Below are 15,188 nucleotides of genomic sequence, written 5' to 3'. Positions count from 1 at the left end.
GATTAAATACAGCTTTCAGTCTATCGCCTTTATTCCCTCTCCGAACTATCCTCCCTAGAGGGAGGTGGCCGCAGGCCGGAGGGTATTCTCTCCTCATAGTCCTCATAGGGGAGTTAGAGGGGTGCCTCTAGAGCGGTCTACATGGGTAAAGAACGAAGCCGAACTTTTTCATCATCAACCGATATGGCAACTCCTTGTCGCAATTCTGTGGAACATTGTTCTAAAACGAATGCTAAACGGTCTTCAATGACCTCACGGCTGGCGTTCCCTAAGCGAAAAATGACGACACTCGGCAGCTTCGCCTTTGACAGTGCTAATAAAGTCCCAAAGTCGAGATCAACGGTCAAGATAATGCGATTTTCCTGACGGGCTTTTTCTAAAATTTGTGCATCGGTAAGCTTTTCTAAACCTTGCTCTAGGAGATGAATGGCATCATGGTCTTGGTTGCGTAGCCAGCGCACTGTCTTGGGCGAAATTCCCATGTCTGCCAAAAATTTCATGAGGCCTTGGGTTGCCCCAGGGGAATAATTTTGTCCTCACTTAGCCAAGCCGCATAGAGCATCGCCTGCTGGATATCTTCTGGTTCTAGGTAAGGATAATCATCAATAATCTCGGCTGAACTTTTACCATTTGCTAACAGGTTTAGAATCAGGGAAACCGGTATGCGCATTCCCCGGATGCAAGCTTTACCACCCATGATATTTGGATCAAAAGTAATTCGATTAAGTGCCTGTAGCATTTGTGACCTGACTCGACGGGGGCGATAGGGCTTATCCATTGTTATTTTAGCCAATTCCCTAGACCATTCTCCCTAGAGGGAAGTGGCCGGAGGGTATTCTCCCCTGGAGGGAAGTTAGAGGGGAGTCTCTCAAAAGTCCAAGGTTTTTAGCTAAATTGATATTGCCCAAGGAAAAAAGCCAAGGAGGAGAGGTTAAATACTGACACAATTACGGTTCGCTTCCATTAGTGAGTGACATTGAACAAAATAAGGGATTTTCACGTCAGGGAAGAATAAACGTTTTCTATGACATTCGAGGGGAGATGGTAAAGATGTTTCAATTCAAACGAACGTTATCGGTAGGGGCGATCGCCACTAGCCTAACCATGATCACCGGGGGAGTTTGGGCGGCAGAAAAACCCACGATCCAAATTGCGATTTTGCTGGATTCTAGCAATAGTATGGATGGCCTCATTGACCAGACCCGACGCCAGTTGTGGACGGTGGTCAATGCCCTAACAGATGTGCGCAAAGATGGCGAGATCCCCGACCTAGAGGTGGCCTTGTACCACTATGGCAATGATTCTTTACCCCCCGACGAAGGCTTTAACCGTCAACTGACAGATTTCACAACGGAACTGGACGGGGTTTCAGAAGCATTATTTACGATCCGCACCAATGGCGGCCAGGAATATAGCGGCTGGGTGATCCAAGATGCCATTAACCAACTCAATTGGGATAGCGACCCCGAAGACTTCCGGACAATTTTTATCGCGGGGAATGAACCCTTTGATCAGGGGAGTGTGAACTGGGCCGAGGCGGTGAATCTCGCCAAAAATCAAGATGTGCTGGTCAATACGATCTACTGCGGCAATGCCGAAAGTCGCGAGCGGGATCTGTGGGCTGCTGGGGCCGAGTTGGGGGATGGGGCCAATTTTAATATCGACCAAAATCGCGCTGTGGTGATTCAACCCTCTCCCTATGACGCTGAAATTCGTCGCCTAAACGATGAACTAAACCAAACTTATTTGCCCTACGGCAGTCTGGGTGAGCAGGGCTTAGAGCGACAATTGGTACAGGATGCGAACGCTGGGGCCGCCATTGTGACGCGGGGAATCTCAAAAAGCTCTGCCTACTACCGCAACAGTTCTTGGGATCTTGTCGATGCGATCGCCGAAGCAGAAGTAAGCCTTGAAACCCTCGCAGAAACGGCCCTCCCAGAGGAATTGCAGGGTCTTAGTCTGGCAGAACAAGAAGCCTACATCGCCAATACCCAAGCAGAACGCGAACAAATCCAGGCCCAAATTCGTGACCTGACGGCCCAACGGGAAGCTTATCTCAGCAGTTTGCCCACCGATGAAGACGCCAAAGATACCCTCGACTACGTGATGATCCAAGCCCTGCGGAGTCAACTGGCGCGCAAGGGGTTTGTCTTGCCCCGCTAGGGCTATGGGAACAAATCAATCATCCTCCAGCAATTTTGTGGGCAGCGAACCTAGGCTGACCCATTAAAAAATCTCGCTATTTTTTAGATCGGCCACATTGGTCATCTTGGCCGATTCGCCACAGGTGCGGGGGGTTGGAAACAGCTTGCCGGGATTCGCTAATCCCTTTGGATTAAAGGCTTCTCGCACATAGCCCATGGTTTCGAGATCGGCCTCGTTGAACATATCCGGCATATACATTTTTTTGTCCGCGCCGATGCCATGTTCTCCGGAAATGCTGCCCCCCTTCGCAACACAGAGCTTGAGGATTTCGCCGCCGACTTTTTCTACGGCTTCTAGATCCCCTGGAATGGCGCTGTTATATAAAATTAACGGGTGTAAGTTGCCGTCCCCCGCATGGAAGACATTGGCAATTTTGTACCCGTGGCGATCGCCAATGGCATTAATCTCGGTTAGAACTTCGGCCAACTTTGTCCGGGGAATCACGCCATCCTGCACAAAATAATCGGGACTAATATTACCCGCCGCCGCAAAGGCTGATTTACGCCCTTTCCACAATTTCAGCCGGGTTTCTGGATCATTGGCGCTGGTGATGTGCCGCGCTCCCTGGGCCAAGCAAATTTCCTTGATTCGTTCCTTTGCTGCCTTGACCTCCGCCGCCATCCCATCAATTTCGATCAACAAAATAGCCGCCGCATCACGGGGGTAACAGTTCAGCTTGACGATATCTTCCACCGCATTAATGCTGAAGTTGTCCATAATCTCCATTCCCGCTGGAATAATCCCCGCACTGACGATCGCCGCTACTGAATTTCCCGCCGCCTCGATGGACGTATAATCTGCCAGAAGCACACAAACCGCTTCCGGTCGCTTCAAAATTTTCAAGGTGATTTCCGTGGCAATACCTAGGGTTCCTTCTGATCCCACAAAGACGCCCATCAGGTCATAGCCCGGCATTTCTGGCACAACGCCGCCAAGGGTGACCACATCCCCCATGGGGGTGACGACCTTGAGTTGGAGTACATGGTTCGTGGTGACGCCATATTTAAAGCAATGGACACCGCCGGAATTTTCCGCCACATTGCCCCCAATGGAACAGACCGTTTGGCTCGAAGGGTCGGGGGCATAGTAAAAGCCAGCCCCACTCACTGCTTGGGTGACCCAATTGTTAATCACGCCTGGTTGCACGGTAATCTGCTGATTTTCGAGATCCACATTCAGGATTTCTCGCATCCGCGCGGTCACGATTAAAATGCCATTTTCTAGGGGCAAAGCACCGCCCGATAAGCCTGTCCCAGCCCCCCGCGCCACCCAGGGGATTTCTTGTTCGTGGCAAAATTTGGCGATCGCCGCAATTTCTGCAGTGGTTCTGGGGAGCACCACCAGGGCAGGCCGTTTACGGTAGGCACTGAGGCCATCGCATTCATAGGTAAGAATTTCTTCCTTGCGCCGGACAACGCCATCCCGCCCGACAATTTCCACCAGTCGCCGCCGAATCCAGGGCCAATCTCGTTGTTGCGTTGCGGATACTGACGAAAAAACCATTGCTATTTTCAGGAAAGCACAGTGGTTTCTATCTTATCCCCTGGCTGAGTCGCCCCGGCACAAACCGCAGATTTTGTTACGGTTGCTGGCCCCTAAGCAAACGCCTCCACCAGCGGCAGAGGCGATTGGATAACCCATGATTAATTTCAAGCTTAGAAACCTGAGAACAACTCCTAACGGATTTTCCGGGCTTCTTCGACCATTTGGTCAATGAGGGGTGACAGAATAATTTCCATGGCAAAGCCCATTTTGCCCCCCGGAACAACCAGGGTCGTATGGCGGGACATAAAAGAACCCGGAATCATACTGAGCAGGTAAGAGAAATCAATGGAAAATCTTTCGTAGAAGCAGCGATTGGTGTGGACAATCACAAAGCTCTCATCGGGGGTGGGAATGTCCCGCGCAATGAACGGATTAGAGGTATCAACCGTTGCGACCCGTTGGAAATTGATGTGGGTGCGGGAAAATTGGGGCGTGATGTAGTTCACATAGTCAGGCATCCGGCGCAAAATCGTATCAACGATGGTTTCTGCACTGTAGCCACGCTCGGCATTATCCCGAGAAATCTTTTGGATCCACTCTAGGTTGACGATGGGCACAACCCCCACCAACAGGTCAACGTACTGGGCCACATCGATGCCATTACCCACGGCTCCCCCATGGAGCCCTTCATAAAAGAGCATATCGCTGTTGGGTTTGATATCTTCCCAGGGCGTAAATTCTCCGGGCTGACAACTGACGCCGAGTCTTTCGTTGTGGTGTTCGGCTTCTTCGGGGCTGTGGAGATAGTAGCGTTGTTGTCCGGAGCCCTGTTCGCCATATTCTTTGAAAAGGGCTTCGAGCTTGTCGAGGACGTTCGCCCCAAGGCCAAAGTGACTGAAGTTTTTCCCGGCGGCGGAAGCCTGGGCCATCATGCGGCGCATTTCGACCCGATTATATTTGTGGTAGCTATCACCTTCGATGACAACGGGGTTGATTTGCTCACGACGGAAAATATGCTCAAAGGCGCGTTTTACGGTGGTCGTCCCGGCTCCGGAGGATCCAGTGACAGCAACAATAGGATGTTTTTTAGACATGGATGGTGATAGTAAACGGACAAGGGTAAGTAGCACAAATCATATCAGGCAGTGGGGTCTTTCTCGGTAGGGGACGAGATTAATGCCTGGATTCGCCTGCAGTCACGATCATGACCAACTATTGTTAATTAAGTTTGAGGATGGCCCCTTCATCAAATGTGGGTTCCCCCAGGAGGTAAGATATCCCCTCAGGTTGCACATCCCCTGGGAGCCGCTCCTGTTCAATGTATTGCTGACCGTCAAAAACATGGAGAACATAGGACGGTGTAGCACCACCACCAGATTCGGGGCGAATTAGATTTTGCCAGCCTGCTGCAACCTCGTCAGTGACAATGATCGGCAGACGACTAATCGGAAAAGAATTGATTAGGGAATAAGCGCAATCTTCCGGGGTTAGCAACAATAAATCACATCCTCCTGTGCCACAGAAAATAGAACCCATTGGATAGACTAAAACTTCTTCTTTTCCATCTCCGTTTAAGTCTACTCGACTGTAAACATAGCGTGCCTGCTGTCCATCTTCACCAATAATTTCTTGTCTATAGTCAGGGAAAGCATCGAGAATGGCCGCTTCGATGGCTGGGTCTGGTTCTGCTTGGAACAGTACACCGATGGAAGAATCATATCGTTGCCAAACATAAATACCAGCATCGGCCATCAAACTCAGATAAAGTTTGTCATCTTCTAAGATGTAAGAGCGAATAAATGCTGTATCAGCGGCAATTTTTTCATCTAGACTAGGCTCAGGACAGAGGGCACGGGTTGTTGCTAAAGGGCCAAATTGAAAAGAACCGCCGCTTGTTTCGTTGTTAGCTTCGGCAGACCAATCACCAACACCACGATTACAGTTTAGTTTCATAGAGACTGTCCCGTCGCCTTTTAAGCGCATAATGTACAGGCGTGGATCATCGGGACGAATGGTGCCAATTGCGTCATCCATCGATTGAAACTCCACAAGATACCAGTCTGTATCGGCAAGGAAATGGTTTGGATCCAGTGAATCTTGTGTTGTTTGTTCCATGGATACTTCAGAAAATGAGTTGGGCATTTTTGTCTCCGCCGTCTGGCAGCCCATGAGCGGAGAACTTAACAGCAGCATTGTGACACCCATCAACACTGATATCTGGGAAAAAGAATTACGCTTCATTATCATTTTCTTATTTCTCTCTCATAATAATTTGTTACTCTGCCCCAGAAAAAGACTTTTTGTCTTCTTTATTTTAACTTTATAAATACTATCTAAGGATTGCTATTACTTTTTGATTGAAGTTTTGGAATGCCTATTTCAATGTTATTTTCATCAAAAGCTTTTTTCAAGCGACGGCTATATTCCCGTTCCACAGACCATTGTTCGAGTGGTCTAGTTCTAATAAGCAAACGAATCAAGATACCTGTATGAGCAATTTTATCAATTCCTAAGATCTCAGGTTTCTTGATGATTTTCTCATGCCATGCTGGATCGCTATACAGTTTTTGTGCCACATTGTCGATCACTTCTAAGGTGTGATCGACATCAGCTTCATAACTTACCTCAATAGCATAATTAACTTGTGACCAATCACTCGATAAATTTTGTACCACTCCAATTGACCCATTCGGAATGGTAATCAATTCACCATTTAAATTACGTAACTGGGTCGCTCGTAAAGAAATTTTCTCCACTGAACCATTTTGATCACCAATTTTTACAGTATCCCCCACAGCGTACTGATCTTCCCATAAAATAATCACCCCAGCAATTAAATCTTTAAGTAAGCTTTGGGAAGCTAAAGATATTGCAAAGCCGAAGAAGCCAAAGAAAAAGGCAACCGATTGGTTGATACTACCTAGCTCATGAAGATGATAAACAATGGCAGAACCTAATAACAAATAAATTATCGTCCTGAGCCAATCTTTGAACATTTTGGACAAGGTACGAGATCGTATCGTCAGGCGCTGTTGTAGTTGCCTTTCAGAAGATTTTTGGGCTAAGTATTCACAGAGAACATCACCTATTTTAATTGCCAACCTTGAGGTCAGCACGAGCACTAACATAAGTAATGGTGTACCTAGTGTTGCTTGCCGACCAAGGCTAATCAACCAATCTATGGGAGCCCAACTCGGAACAACGCTTCCAGCCCAAGTCCCACGGATCGTAACCCCTAAAATCCAATTACTGAAGGGACGAGACCAATAGAAGAGGCTACAAAGATAACCAATTCCAAGGAGCCATACCAGCCATTGAGTCCAAAATAAAACTGATCTATACAATGCATTCAAGTTGGATTTTGGGCTCATTGAAAAGTTCTGAAATTGCAGTTCAGTGACTTCCATGCCTCTCCAACTCTTTAATTTATCAACGATTTGATCTTGAGAAGCTTTATCTTCTGAATTTAAAAAGAATTCATCAAGATTGTTTTGTTTAGCAAATAACCATTTCTGCCCTCGAGATAGACAAAAATTAGCTCCAATCAGAGCAGTTAGAATCAAAAGGGCCTGTTGAGCCTGAGATAATAAGTGAGGAGTTTGACGTTCTTTCCAAGCTTGAATAAGATCACTCTTAGCTCTTGTCGCTACGTTATCTGCGATCTGAAAAGGTTGTGAGCCTCCCAATCGAGGCCTTTCAATATCAGCTTGAGTTACTGAAAACAGTACCTCTGGTAAATTTTCCTTTGGAAAGGAAACAAGGACTACAGTTATACCTTTTTGCTCATCAACACTGGTAATTAATTGTTCCTCTAGGATTTTCTCTTGTTGTTCTAATCCAATATTTTGGGGAACAATCTCTCGAGTATAACGGAGCATATTCTCTAGGACATTGACAAGCTTGCTATGTAAAATATAAGAGCGGGTTGACGCATCATAGATGCTCTCCAGAATATCATTGTCGGTTCTTAATTCGACGAATGAGGGGATAGTTCCAAGCATTTTTCCACTCAGAAAAACAGGGGAAACATTTAGATTTCCTCTCCTGAACATTGGGGTATTATTATCAGAGATCAGAGTATTTTCCGGCAATTCTAAATTAGTAAATGATTGAGCAAAAGTTGGAAATAGACAACTTATGAGCAATGTAAAAATCAGTAGAAAAAGATTAATGAAATACGCTAAATTTTGTATTAATCTTCGGAGTCTTGTAGTTCTCATTTCAAAATAAAATCCCTCAATTAAATATACAAGATAAATCTCTAGAGTTTCGATAACTTGAAGAATTTTGAGTGGAAAGAGCTCATGAAACAGGTTGAGATTATTAAATCAAGAAAAATATCCTGAAATACAAAGCTTGTGTAGACCTGCATGAGAGTGATCTAAGTTTTATGTAGAGAGAGTTGAAGAAGAAAACATTCCGGAAAAAGATGGAGAAATCGGATAGAGTAGCTTTTCGATCTCGCATGAAACGTTTCCATTTATGAGCAATATTCCTCATTGCTAAATACATTAGCCTAAATACGGAATCTTAATCAAGAAATACAGCTTTTATTTTAATTACTTTATACAGAGAGCGATTTAAAGAGTCAATGGTGTTAGTGGCATAAATGACTTTCCGAATCTCCATCAAATAATCGAAGATAGAAATGATTTTCTCCCAATGATTCAGCCAGAGTTGAGAATAACTGGGGTAAGCGTCCTTCCACAAAGAAGCTTAGAGGATGTCTAAAAAGGATGTGGCAACGTCTTTGCTCCTTCCTCTCGATTAATCAGAGCCTAAGGTTGAACGACGACTGCCGTCTCTAAACTGACCAGTTCAAAAAGTTGCTTGATGTCTGCATTGCGCATTCGCACACAACCATGGGAAACCGCTTGACCCATCACGCTTTCGTCTGGTGTGCCATGAAAACCAATGAAGTTTGTGCCATCTGTCCAAAAACCAATCCAACGTTCCCCGAGGGGATTATCTTTTCCTGGGGGGATAATACTCCCGTTCCAGGGATGTTCCCAGGCGGGATTTTTGATCATTTGCATCACAGAAAATTCACCGGTGGGGGTTTCCCAACCTGCTTTGCCAATGGCCACAGGAAAGCTCGCTTTCAATTGGTCACCCTGGTAAACATAAACTTTTCGTTCTCCAAGCCGCAGATGAAGACGCACTGGCTGGTTAATGCTTGGAAGATAAGTGGTTGGACTGCCTAAAGGAGGTAGCGGCGCTTTGACTGAAGACAGCAATAGATCATTGAGGGAGACCTCGGAAGGTTGAACATCTTGGGCGATCGCCAACTGGGGCAGACTCAAAACATTACCCACAGCGATAAAGCCGATAAAGAGCGATAAGGTAGATTGGTGAAATTGAGTATGCAGCATAATCAGTAGGATTGTCGGTAATGTATTTTTTATAAACTTGCAACCTAAAAGCAGAGATCAACCGACGGCTGACCATAAAATATCTTCCATGAGTTTAGCGGCTTCGATAACCGGCGTTGTCTCTAGCCAACCGGGAAAAATTCTCGCCTCAAAGGTATTTTTATTGGGAAGTCGGTAAATAAAATTTTTAATATTAAAATCACAATATTTCGTCAATTCCAGTTGTTTGAGATGTGTCACCGCTTCATCCCAACTAAGAGCCGTAAAACCTGGAGTATTAACCAAGAAAAGGAGTTCTTCGGGCCATTTTCCTAAGCGTTGACAATGGGGATTTGTCCTTACTTTTTGACGTAAATGCTCCCCTTCTTCCCATAGGGTATTGACGAGATTATAAAAAATAGGGGTAGAGCAGAGACGAGTGGCATCAAAGTGGAAATGGGTAGCCGCCTCTGTGGGAATTGTAAATCCCAGTTCCCGAGCAATGGCTAAGAGACTATCTAAGACAGCAAAATGATCCGTTTCAATCGGAGCTGTCACTAATTCACAGGGACGTTCCCGCTCCCCTGGTAAGGGCACGGCGATCGCCACAGAGGCACCAACCTCATCACTGACACGAAACATTCCCTCACTCTCTGTCATTGGTGTGCCAAATAATTCGGCAATGGGTTGCAAAATATCGGCGACCGCATCCTCTGGATTGACCTGACGTTTGATGAGATGTAAAAGCCTAGCGTCATCACTCACAATGCGATACCAATCCGGTAGGCTAGGACAACTTTTATCTAGATCTGCTTGGATAGTGAGATCATCCACACAGCGAGCGATAAAATTTCCCTTTGCATCCAGAACCTCGAAACCATGAGTTAAGTTCTGAAAGACTGGTTTACCGGGGACTTTACTGGGTTCTGACTGGAGAGAAAAGAAACGCTGGACGGAGCCTTGATATTTCTCGGCGATCGCTTCTGCTAAATCTTGTCGAGTTAAGCTTTTGGGGGCAAGCAGCTCAAGCTCAAAGCCAATTTTCCAATTTAGGGTCGTCATTATTGAGTAGAAAAAATTAAGACAGGGCAAACTACCCTGTCTAGTTCAAAAATATTATCAAGTTGCCTTAGACGCCATCATATTGACGACGAGCGGCGTCCATCGAACGACCAAATTCTTGGTAGTTGCCACGAATCAAGAGCTTTTCGACATATAGCTTAGCGTGGAATGGATCCTGGCTGCCCCAATAGTTAGCGAGGTCGACAGCGTCATCATAGGTGAGGCCTTTCTGACTGAAAAAGCACAGCTGTTGGTTCGACCATAGGCGATCAACGGCAACCTGACGAGCTTGTCTTTGATCTGCACGGAGTTGATTAGGACTACTGAACTCGCCCAACAAGATCATCCCGATGCGAACTTTCGCGTCACTGGCGGATTGCCCCCAATAGCTTCCCAGAACTTGGGCATCACAGTAAGTGTACTGACCGGAGTTGAAGAAAGCATTCATCGCAGCTTGGGTCGGTCCCTGAGCCACTAGGGAGGATGAAGGACTTTCAGCAGGCACTGGCTTCAAACTTCTTGCCTGAGCAGCTTCTGGGCCGAAAGAAACGGTCAAAATGCTGGTGATAAACCAAGAAACAAACAGGGTAAATAATTTAGGATTTAGTCCCATGGGAAATTCCTCACGACATGATGTTTTAGGTAAGAATGAAAACTGTATTAATTAACAGTCTTACTGAAAGCAACTCAAGAAGAGAGCAGGATTGAGAAAAGTCGAATTACCAAAGTCCACGGACAGGCTGGGCTTGGGTTGTTTCACTAATTTGTGTCGCACTACCACTCGTTTGGGTCACGGTTTGACGAACAGTAGTTCTTTGTTCGACCACTTCTGTTTGTCTGACGGATGCCGAAGAACTAGCTGTTGTAGACTCGACAGCAGCGGCAGAACTGCTCTGAACGTTGATGTAGGTGCCGGTGGCGATGTCAAGGCGATCGCCTGCCTCAAAGACAACATCTTCCTCATGGCTTTTGAGCGCCATCCAAGTGATATCGTTCACTTCGCCTGTTACTTCGAGCTGATAGGCATCTTGAAATGCTCTGACAGCTAGCATTGTGGCGGAGTCATATTCACCAGTGATTTTTCCTTCGTAATACCCTAACTCATGTAGTAGAACCTGGAGATCTTTAACAATCGTTGGATAGTCTTTACTTCTGAGGAAGGGAGCACTGATGAAGTTGTATTTAGACAATCGACCGTCTACATGTTCATCACCACAGTCATAACGGATATCGCGATGGTGACATAGTTCTGCCTGGGCGGCGGGGCTAAAGGCAACAGCACTAGGAATTAATAGAATAGATGCTGCCCAACCTAGTTTTTTGAAGATTTTTTCCATAACTTCACCATGGTAGAAGAGCTTATTTTAAACAAATGGCATTACTTACAAAGCTCATACTTTTACTTTATTGTAGTTGTCTTGGAAAAATATACAGAGAATTACTGATTAATTTTCATGACAAGTATATGTATACTTTTATCCCCTAGGATATTTTTATGGGAACAAGAAACAACAAAAAAATTATTTGAATATCTTAACAAAATAAATTATTTTTGCAGGACAATTTTCTTGAAAGTCTGTTGTTCAAAGTTGATTTTGAAAAGTGCAATCAGTGCCTTAAAAAAGCGTTAGCCACCGTAGACAGCTGCTTCAGGAATATCGATGAACAAATTCCGGTCAATACCAATAGACCAAACATCATTTGACTTACCCCATGTCAGATCATTACTAAAGGAACTGGTCACATTGCTACCATTAAAATCATAGGTAACTTCATTGCGATTGGGGAAAAGTACAGTAATGGAAGCTCTGCCGCCACCATAGCGCTTAATGCCACCAGGACATTGCTGATCTTTATCCGCATCTCCTACGGAACACTTAAAATAAGCAGTGGCATTGTAATAGTCCATATTGTTTGCATAGGGATTATCCGGTAAAGAAGTACTAGGGGACTTATTATCACTACCACCACTAAACAAGCTACCGATCAGCAACCCCAAACCAGCGCCAATAATTGCTCCGACAGTACCCCCATTGCCGCTATCATCGTCATGGGAAGTTTGGGACTCATGCTGAGTGTCCATTTTTACGGAAAGGCTGTTTTGACTACCTGCCGTATTCCAGATGAAAATTTCACGGTCTCGGTCATATTGGTGGGTAACTGAGTGAATACCATCCCAATCCTGAACTTCTAGATAGTCTAGACTGCTACCACGAAAATCATATTGGGTTCCATTATCCAATTGAATGACAACTGACTGGTCATATTGGCTATTTTGCATGTGTCTAGTTGTGCAGTAGCCATCATAGGAAGTTGAGTTATTGATACTTAACTTACAACGTCCATGGTAGCGATTGAGCACTTCGGCAGAAGCAGCGAAATTCCACACCAGTCCCTGACTAGCCATGAGCATACTGGCAATGCTGAGGGTTGAAATTTTCTTTAGGGTTACCGACATAATTCAATAGGATTACTTAGTCCCTTAATACTATTCCATAAACATGACGATAGCCGCCTTACAAATATAAAAAGAAGATAAAAAACTTTTTGCAAATCAATTTTTATTAACATTCACATTTGGGACTACCAATCAATTCCAGATAGGGACAACCTTAAATGAAATAAATGAAATAAGAATAAAGAATTGTGTCACAAAAAAGATAGAGAAGAGGTTGCTACCTAAATCAACAAAAAACTATGGAAATAAAACAGATTTCGCTTACAATCTTAATATCTCTGGTCTTTTACATTTGTTTATATATTTAGTGTCTTTCAATATCAAAAAGTGAGTGATCATCTTTCTAGCCAGCGAAAACGAGGGGTTGTCTTAAGTGCCTATGGTCGCCAGCGTTTACAACAAGCCATCCGGCAAGTGGAAGAAACAGAGAATCAGAGCAAGCCACTCCTGTTCAAAGAGATTAGTCAGCGGGCAGGGATTTCGGCAGCCGGATCTGGTCCAATGACTCTAGCGTTGATAGACGGTCGTTGGTTGCTTTGTTTAGAGCATTTGACCTTGAATTAGATATTGTTGATTATCAATTTTCTGAGGATCATTACGCAGCACAAGGGATAACAACAGTCACCGCGTCTGCTGCGGCAGCTAAGCCATCCCAAGGATTAACCTATCCCAGCGGGCCTCTCCCCTTAGATTCCCCCTTTTACATTCCCCGTCCTCCCCTTGAGACCAGGGCCTGCCATGAAATTGAACAACCAGGCTGTGTTGTCCGGTTGAAAGCACCATCTGGGTTTGGCAAGCGTTCATTACTGCTACGGATTTTGGCCCATGGGGAACAACTAAATTACGGGATTGCCTTTGTTGATTTGAAACAGGCAGATCCTGATATCCTGGCCGATAGTGGCAATTTCTTGCGCTGGTTTTGCAGTGTTTTTGCCCTTAGTCTTGGGCGATCGTCAAACCTAGAAGATCATTGGAGCGATATTTTAGGCAATACCCTCAGCGCGACGACCTATGTACGAGAACAACTGCTAGAACCCCACCCCACCCCATTACTACTCAGTATCCAGGAGTTGCATCGGCTTTTCGCCTACCCAGCAAGCGCCCAAGCTTTTTTACCCATGTTGCGATCTTGGCATGAAGAATCCCGCCGCAATGGAATCTGGGGCAAATTACGGCAGGTGGTGACCTATGCGACGGATCACTACCTACCACTAGATATCAACCAATCACCTTTTAATATTGGTTTGCCGCTTTTGTTGTCAGAGTTTACCCCGGCCCAGGTACAGACCCTAGCGCAGCACTATGGCTTATCGCTGGAAAGTTTCAATTTAGATCGCCTCTTAGCCCTATTGGGTGGTCACCCATATCTCCTGAATCTCGCCTTTTACCATCTAAGCCAGGCCGACCTCAGTTTCGATCAATTACTAAACACAGCAGCAACACCCAACAGTATTTTTTATGCTTATCTACAACAGCTCTTGGTCAACCTACAAGATGGCCCCGAGCAGCTGGCACAACTCAAAACTTTAGTCAGGGCCGATGCTCCCATTTCCTTAGATGCCATTCTGGCGTATCAATTGGAGGCAGCAGGGCTGATTGAGCGTACTTCCGGAGGGTGGCTCATTAAGTTAAATCTATATCGAGATTATCTAAACTATGTACTCTTCCAAACGTAAGGCAAAATTGATTCATATAAATAAATTTAGCCCTCAGACAAGGGCTTAGAGGGTATTTATAAAGTAAAGATAAAAAAGATGAAAATTGGAAAAGATAGAGGCTAGATTGGTTGGTAACTGAGCGTTGTGGTGAGGCTTTGACCCATGACAGATAAAGTCTATCCTAGCGACCTGAGCGATGCAGAATGGGCCTTAATCCAACCCTTGATTCCCCCCGCCAAACCCGGTGGTCATCCTCGGACTACTGACATGAGACGGGTTTGCAATGGTATCTTTTATCTCCTCAAAACAGGCTGTCAGTGGCAATATTTACCAAAGGATTTCCCGCCCTCCCCAACGGTGTACTACTACTATCGAAAATGGCAAAGGAAAGGGGTATGGGAAAGCATTAACCATGCTCTGCGCGGCCTATGTCGACAACAAGTAGGTAAATCAGTACAACCAAGTGTGTTAATCGTAGATGCTCAGTCGATAAAAACGACGGAAAAAAGGGGGAGGTATTTGGCTTCCATGGAGGCAAAAGAGTAAAGGGAAGATGCCGGGGCCTGTTGGTGGATAGCTTAGGTCTGGTCTATAAAGCCATGGTGGCAGAGGGGAATGCCTCAGAACGAACCTTAGCAAAGGCGGCGGTGATGGAGTTATTAGAAACACAGCCAAAGTTGTTAGAGAGAGTGAAATTAATGTGGGTCGACGCCGGATATCGTGGCGAGGTCTTTGGACTGGGGATTTGGCTGATGATACAGGCGACAGTAGAAGTAATCAAAAGAGAGGGGCGAGAATTTCAGATGCTACCAAAACGGTGGATTGTGGAGCGAACATTTGGGTGGTTGAATTGGTATCGTCGTCTGAGTAAGGAATATGAAAAATTCCCCGAAGTATCGGAGGCGGCAATTTATGCTTGCATGACTCGCTTAATGCTACGGCGATTGGTTACCTAAAGATTTACTTTAT

Annotated in this window: 16 protein-coding genes; 4 read left to right on the top strand and 12 right to left on the bottom strand. The window is 45.4% G+C overall.

Annotated features, from left to right (window positions below; translation table 11 throughout):
- Positions 1-137: 137 nt before the first annotated feature.
- Complete coding sequence (locus tag AWQ24_RS14565) at positions 138-500, bottom strand: DUF5615 family PIN-like protein (protein WP_062436393.1); 363 nt, start codon at positions 498-500, stop codon at positions 138-140.
- A complete protein-coding gene (locus tag AWQ24_RS14560; protein WP_030008073.1) occupies positions 497-739 on the bottom strand; it encodes a DUF433 domain-containing protein in 243 nt (80 codons plus the stop codon). Before AWQ24_RS14560 ends, AWQ24_RS14565 begins: the two co-directional genes overlap by 4 nt.
- Before the next feature lie 311 nt (positions 740-1,050).
- On the opposite strand from AWQ24_RS14560, the gene AWQ24_RS14555 reads away from it, so the two are divergent.
- The gene (locus tag AWQ24_RS14555; RefSeq protein WP_049761690.1) at positions 1,051-2,163 is read left to right on the top strand and encodes a VWA domain-containing protein; all 1,113 of its coding nucleotides are present in this window, start codon (positions 1,051-1,053) and stop codon (positions 2,161-2,163) included.
- Between the two features lie 63 nt (positions 2,164-2,226).
- Here the strand turns inward: AWQ24_RS14555 and glcD are convergent, their stop codons facing one another.
- The 3 genes from glcD to AWQ24_RS14540 form a co-directional block, all read right to left on the bottom strand.
- Entirely contained in the window at positions 2,227-3,708 is a 1,482-nt protein-coding gene (gene glcD, locus AWQ24_RS14550; RefSeq protein ID WP_065717239.1) for a glycolate oxidase subunit GlcD, read from the bottom strand.
- Between the two features lie 173 nt (positions 3,709-3,881).
- A complete protein-coding gene (locus tag AWQ24_RS14545; RefSeq protein WP_065717238.1) occupies positions 3,882-4,784 on the bottom strand; it encodes a phosphoribulokinase in 903 nt (300 codons plus the stop codon).
- 124 nt (positions 4,785-4,908) lie between these two features.
- The gene (locus AWQ24_RS14540) at positions 4,909-5,805 is read right to left on the bottom strand and encodes an META domain-containing protein (RefSeq protein WP_065717237.1); all 897 of its coding nucleotides are present in this window, start codon (positions 5,803-5,805) and stop codon (positions 4,909-4,911) included.
- Between AWQ24_RS14540 and AWQ24_RS16485 the strand changes: the two genes are divergently transcribed.
- Positions 5,804-6,016 (top strand): hypothetical protein, encoded by a 213-nt coding sequence (locus AWQ24_RS16485; RefSeq protein WP_065717236.1) that lies wholly within the window; start codon positions 5,804-5,806, stop codon positions 6,014-6,016. The genes AWQ24_RS14540 and AWQ24_RS16485 overlap by 2 nt on opposite strands.
- Positions 6,017-6,023: 7 nt before the next feature.
- On the opposite strand, the gene AWQ24_RS14530 is transcribed toward AWQ24_RS16485, so the two are convergent.
- The 7 genes from AWQ24_RS14530 to AWQ24_RS14505 all read right to left on the bottom strand — a co-directional run bounded on the left by AWQ24_RS14530 (position 6,024) and on the right by AWQ24_RS14505 (position 12,561).
- Entirely contained in the window at positions 6,024-7,691 is a 1,668-nt protein-coding gene (locus AWQ24_RS14530; protein ID WP_198161492.1) for a mechanosensitive ion channel family protein, read from the bottom strand.
- Positions 7,692-8,220: 529 nt separating this feature from the next.
- Entirely contained in the window at positions 8,221-8,400 is a 180-nt protein-coding gene (locus AWQ24_RS16780; protein WP_071932329.1) for a transposase, read from the bottom strand.
- A 68-nt stretch (positions 8,401-8,468) separates the two neighbouring features.
- Entirely contained in the window at positions 8,469-9,062 is a 594-nt protein-coding gene (locus AWQ24_RS15965; RefSeq protein WP_071932328.1) for a L,D-transpeptidase, read from the bottom strand.
- A 57-nt stretch (positions 9,063-9,119) separates the two neighbouring features.
- On the bottom strand, positions 9,120-10,103 hold the full coding sequence (locus AWQ24_RS14520) for an amidoligase family protein (protein WP_065717234.1): 984 nt from the start codon (positions 10,101-10,103) through the stop codon (positions 9,120-9,122).
- 67 nt (positions 10,104-10,170) lie between these two features.
- The gene (locus AWQ24_RS14515) at positions 10,171-10,716 is read right to left on the bottom strand and encodes a hypothetical protein (RefSeq protein ID WP_065717233.1); all 546 of its coding nucleotides are present in this window, start codon (positions 10,714-10,716) and stop codon (positions 10,171-10,173) included.
- A gap of 106 nt (positions 10,717-10,822) precedes the next feature.
- Positions 10,823-11,440, bottom strand: a complete 618-nt coding sequence (locus tag AWQ24_RS14510) for a peptidoglycan-binding protein (RefSeq protein WP_065717232.1) — start codon at positions 11,438-11,440, stop codon at positions 10,823-10,825.
- A 290-nt stretch (positions 11,441-11,730) separates the two neighbouring features.
- Positions 11,731-12,561: a hypothetical protein gene (locus tag AWQ24_RS14505; RefSeq protein ID WP_030008255.1), complete on the bottom strand. Its 831-nt coding sequence runs from the start codon at positions 12,559-12,561 to the stop codon at positions 11,731-11,733.
- Between the two features lie 536 nt (positions 12,562-13,097).
- On the opposite strand from AWQ24_RS14505, the gene AWQ24_RS14500 reads away from it, so the two are divergent.
- Both AWQ24_RS14500 and AWQ24_RS16080 read left to right on the top strand, forming a co-directional pair.
- Positions 13,098-14,237 (top strand): AAA-like domain-containing protein, encoded by a 1,140-nt coding sequence (locus AWQ24_RS14500; RefSeq protein WP_198161491.1) that lies wholly within the window; start codon positions 13,098-13,100, stop codon positions 14,235-14,237.
- 144 nt (positions 14,238-14,381) lie between these two features.
- Positions 14,382-15,175, top strand: a protein-coding gene (locus AWQ24_RS16080; protein WP_157096829.1) for an IS5 family transposase whose coding sequence is annotated in 2 segments (ribosomal slippage) — positions 14,382-14,715 and positions 14,715-15,175 — 795 coding nt in all. Because the reading frame shifts where the segments join, the coding sequence is not laid out codon by codon here.
- Positions 15,176-15,188: the final 13 nt, after the last annotated feature.

Source organism: Picosynechococcus sp. PCC 8807, assembly GCF_001693295.1.
Taxonomy (GTDB): Bacteria; Cyanobacteriota; Cyanobacteriia; order Cyanobacteriales; family MRBY01; genus MRBY01.
The sequence above is the reverse complement of the archived record's forward strand: the minus strand, read 5'-3'. Positions and strand labels throughout refer to the sequence as shown.

Bases quoted from the DNA above. Each gene is read 5' to 3' on its own strand.
- AWQ24_RS14565 (WP_062436393.1), bottom strand. From the start codon at position 500: ATGAAATTTTTGGCAGACATGGGAATTTCGCCCAAGACAGTGCGCTGG.
- AWQ24_RS14560 (WP_030008073.1), bottom strand. From the start codon at position 739: ATGCTACAGGCACTTAATCGAATTACTTTTGATCCAAATATCATGGGT.
- AWQ24_RS14555 (WP_049761690.1), top strand. From the start codon at position 1,051: ATGTTTCAATTCAAACGAACGTTATCGGTAGGGGCGATCGCCACTAGC.
- glcD (WP_065717239.1), bottom strand. From the start codon at position 3,708: ATGGTTTTTTCGTCAGTATCCGCAACGCAACAACGAGATTGGCCCTGG.
- AWQ24_RS14545 (WP_065717238.1), bottom strand. From the start codon at position 4,784: ATGTCTAAAAAACATCCTATTGTTGCTGTCACTGGATCCTCCGGAGCC.
- AWQ24_RS16485 (WP_065717236.1), top strand. From the start codon at position 5,804: ATGGATACTTCAGAAAATGAGTTGGGCATTTTTGTCTCCGCCGTCTGG.
- AWQ24_RS14540 (WP_065717237.1), bottom strand. From the start codon at position 5,805: ATGGAACAAACAACACAAGATTCACTGGATCCAAACCATTTCCTTGCC.
- AWQ24_RS14530 (WP_198161492.1), bottom strand. From the start codon at position 7,691: ATGCTTGGAACTATCCCCTCATTCGTCGAATTAAGAACCGACAATGAT.
- AWQ24_RS15965 (WP_071932328.1), bottom strand. From the start codon at position 9,062: ATGCTGCATACTCAATTTCACCAATCTACCTTATCGCTCTTTATCGGC.
- AWQ24_RS14520 (WP_065717234.1), bottom strand. From the start codon at position 10,103: ATGACGACCCTAAATTGGAAAATTGGCTTTGAGCTTGAGCTGCTTGCC.
- AWQ24_RS14515 (WP_065717233.1), bottom strand. From the start codon at position 10,716: ATGGGACTAAATCCTAAATTATTTACCCTGTTTGTTTCTTGGTTTATC.
- AWQ24_RS14510 (WP_065717232.1), bottom strand. From the start codon at position 11,440: ATGGAAAAAATCTTCAAAAAACTAGGTTGGGCAGCATCTATTCTATTA.
- AWQ24_RS14505 (WP_030008255.1), bottom strand. From the start codon at position 12,561: ATGTCGGTAACCCTAAAGAAAATTTCAACCCTCAGCATTGCCAGTATG.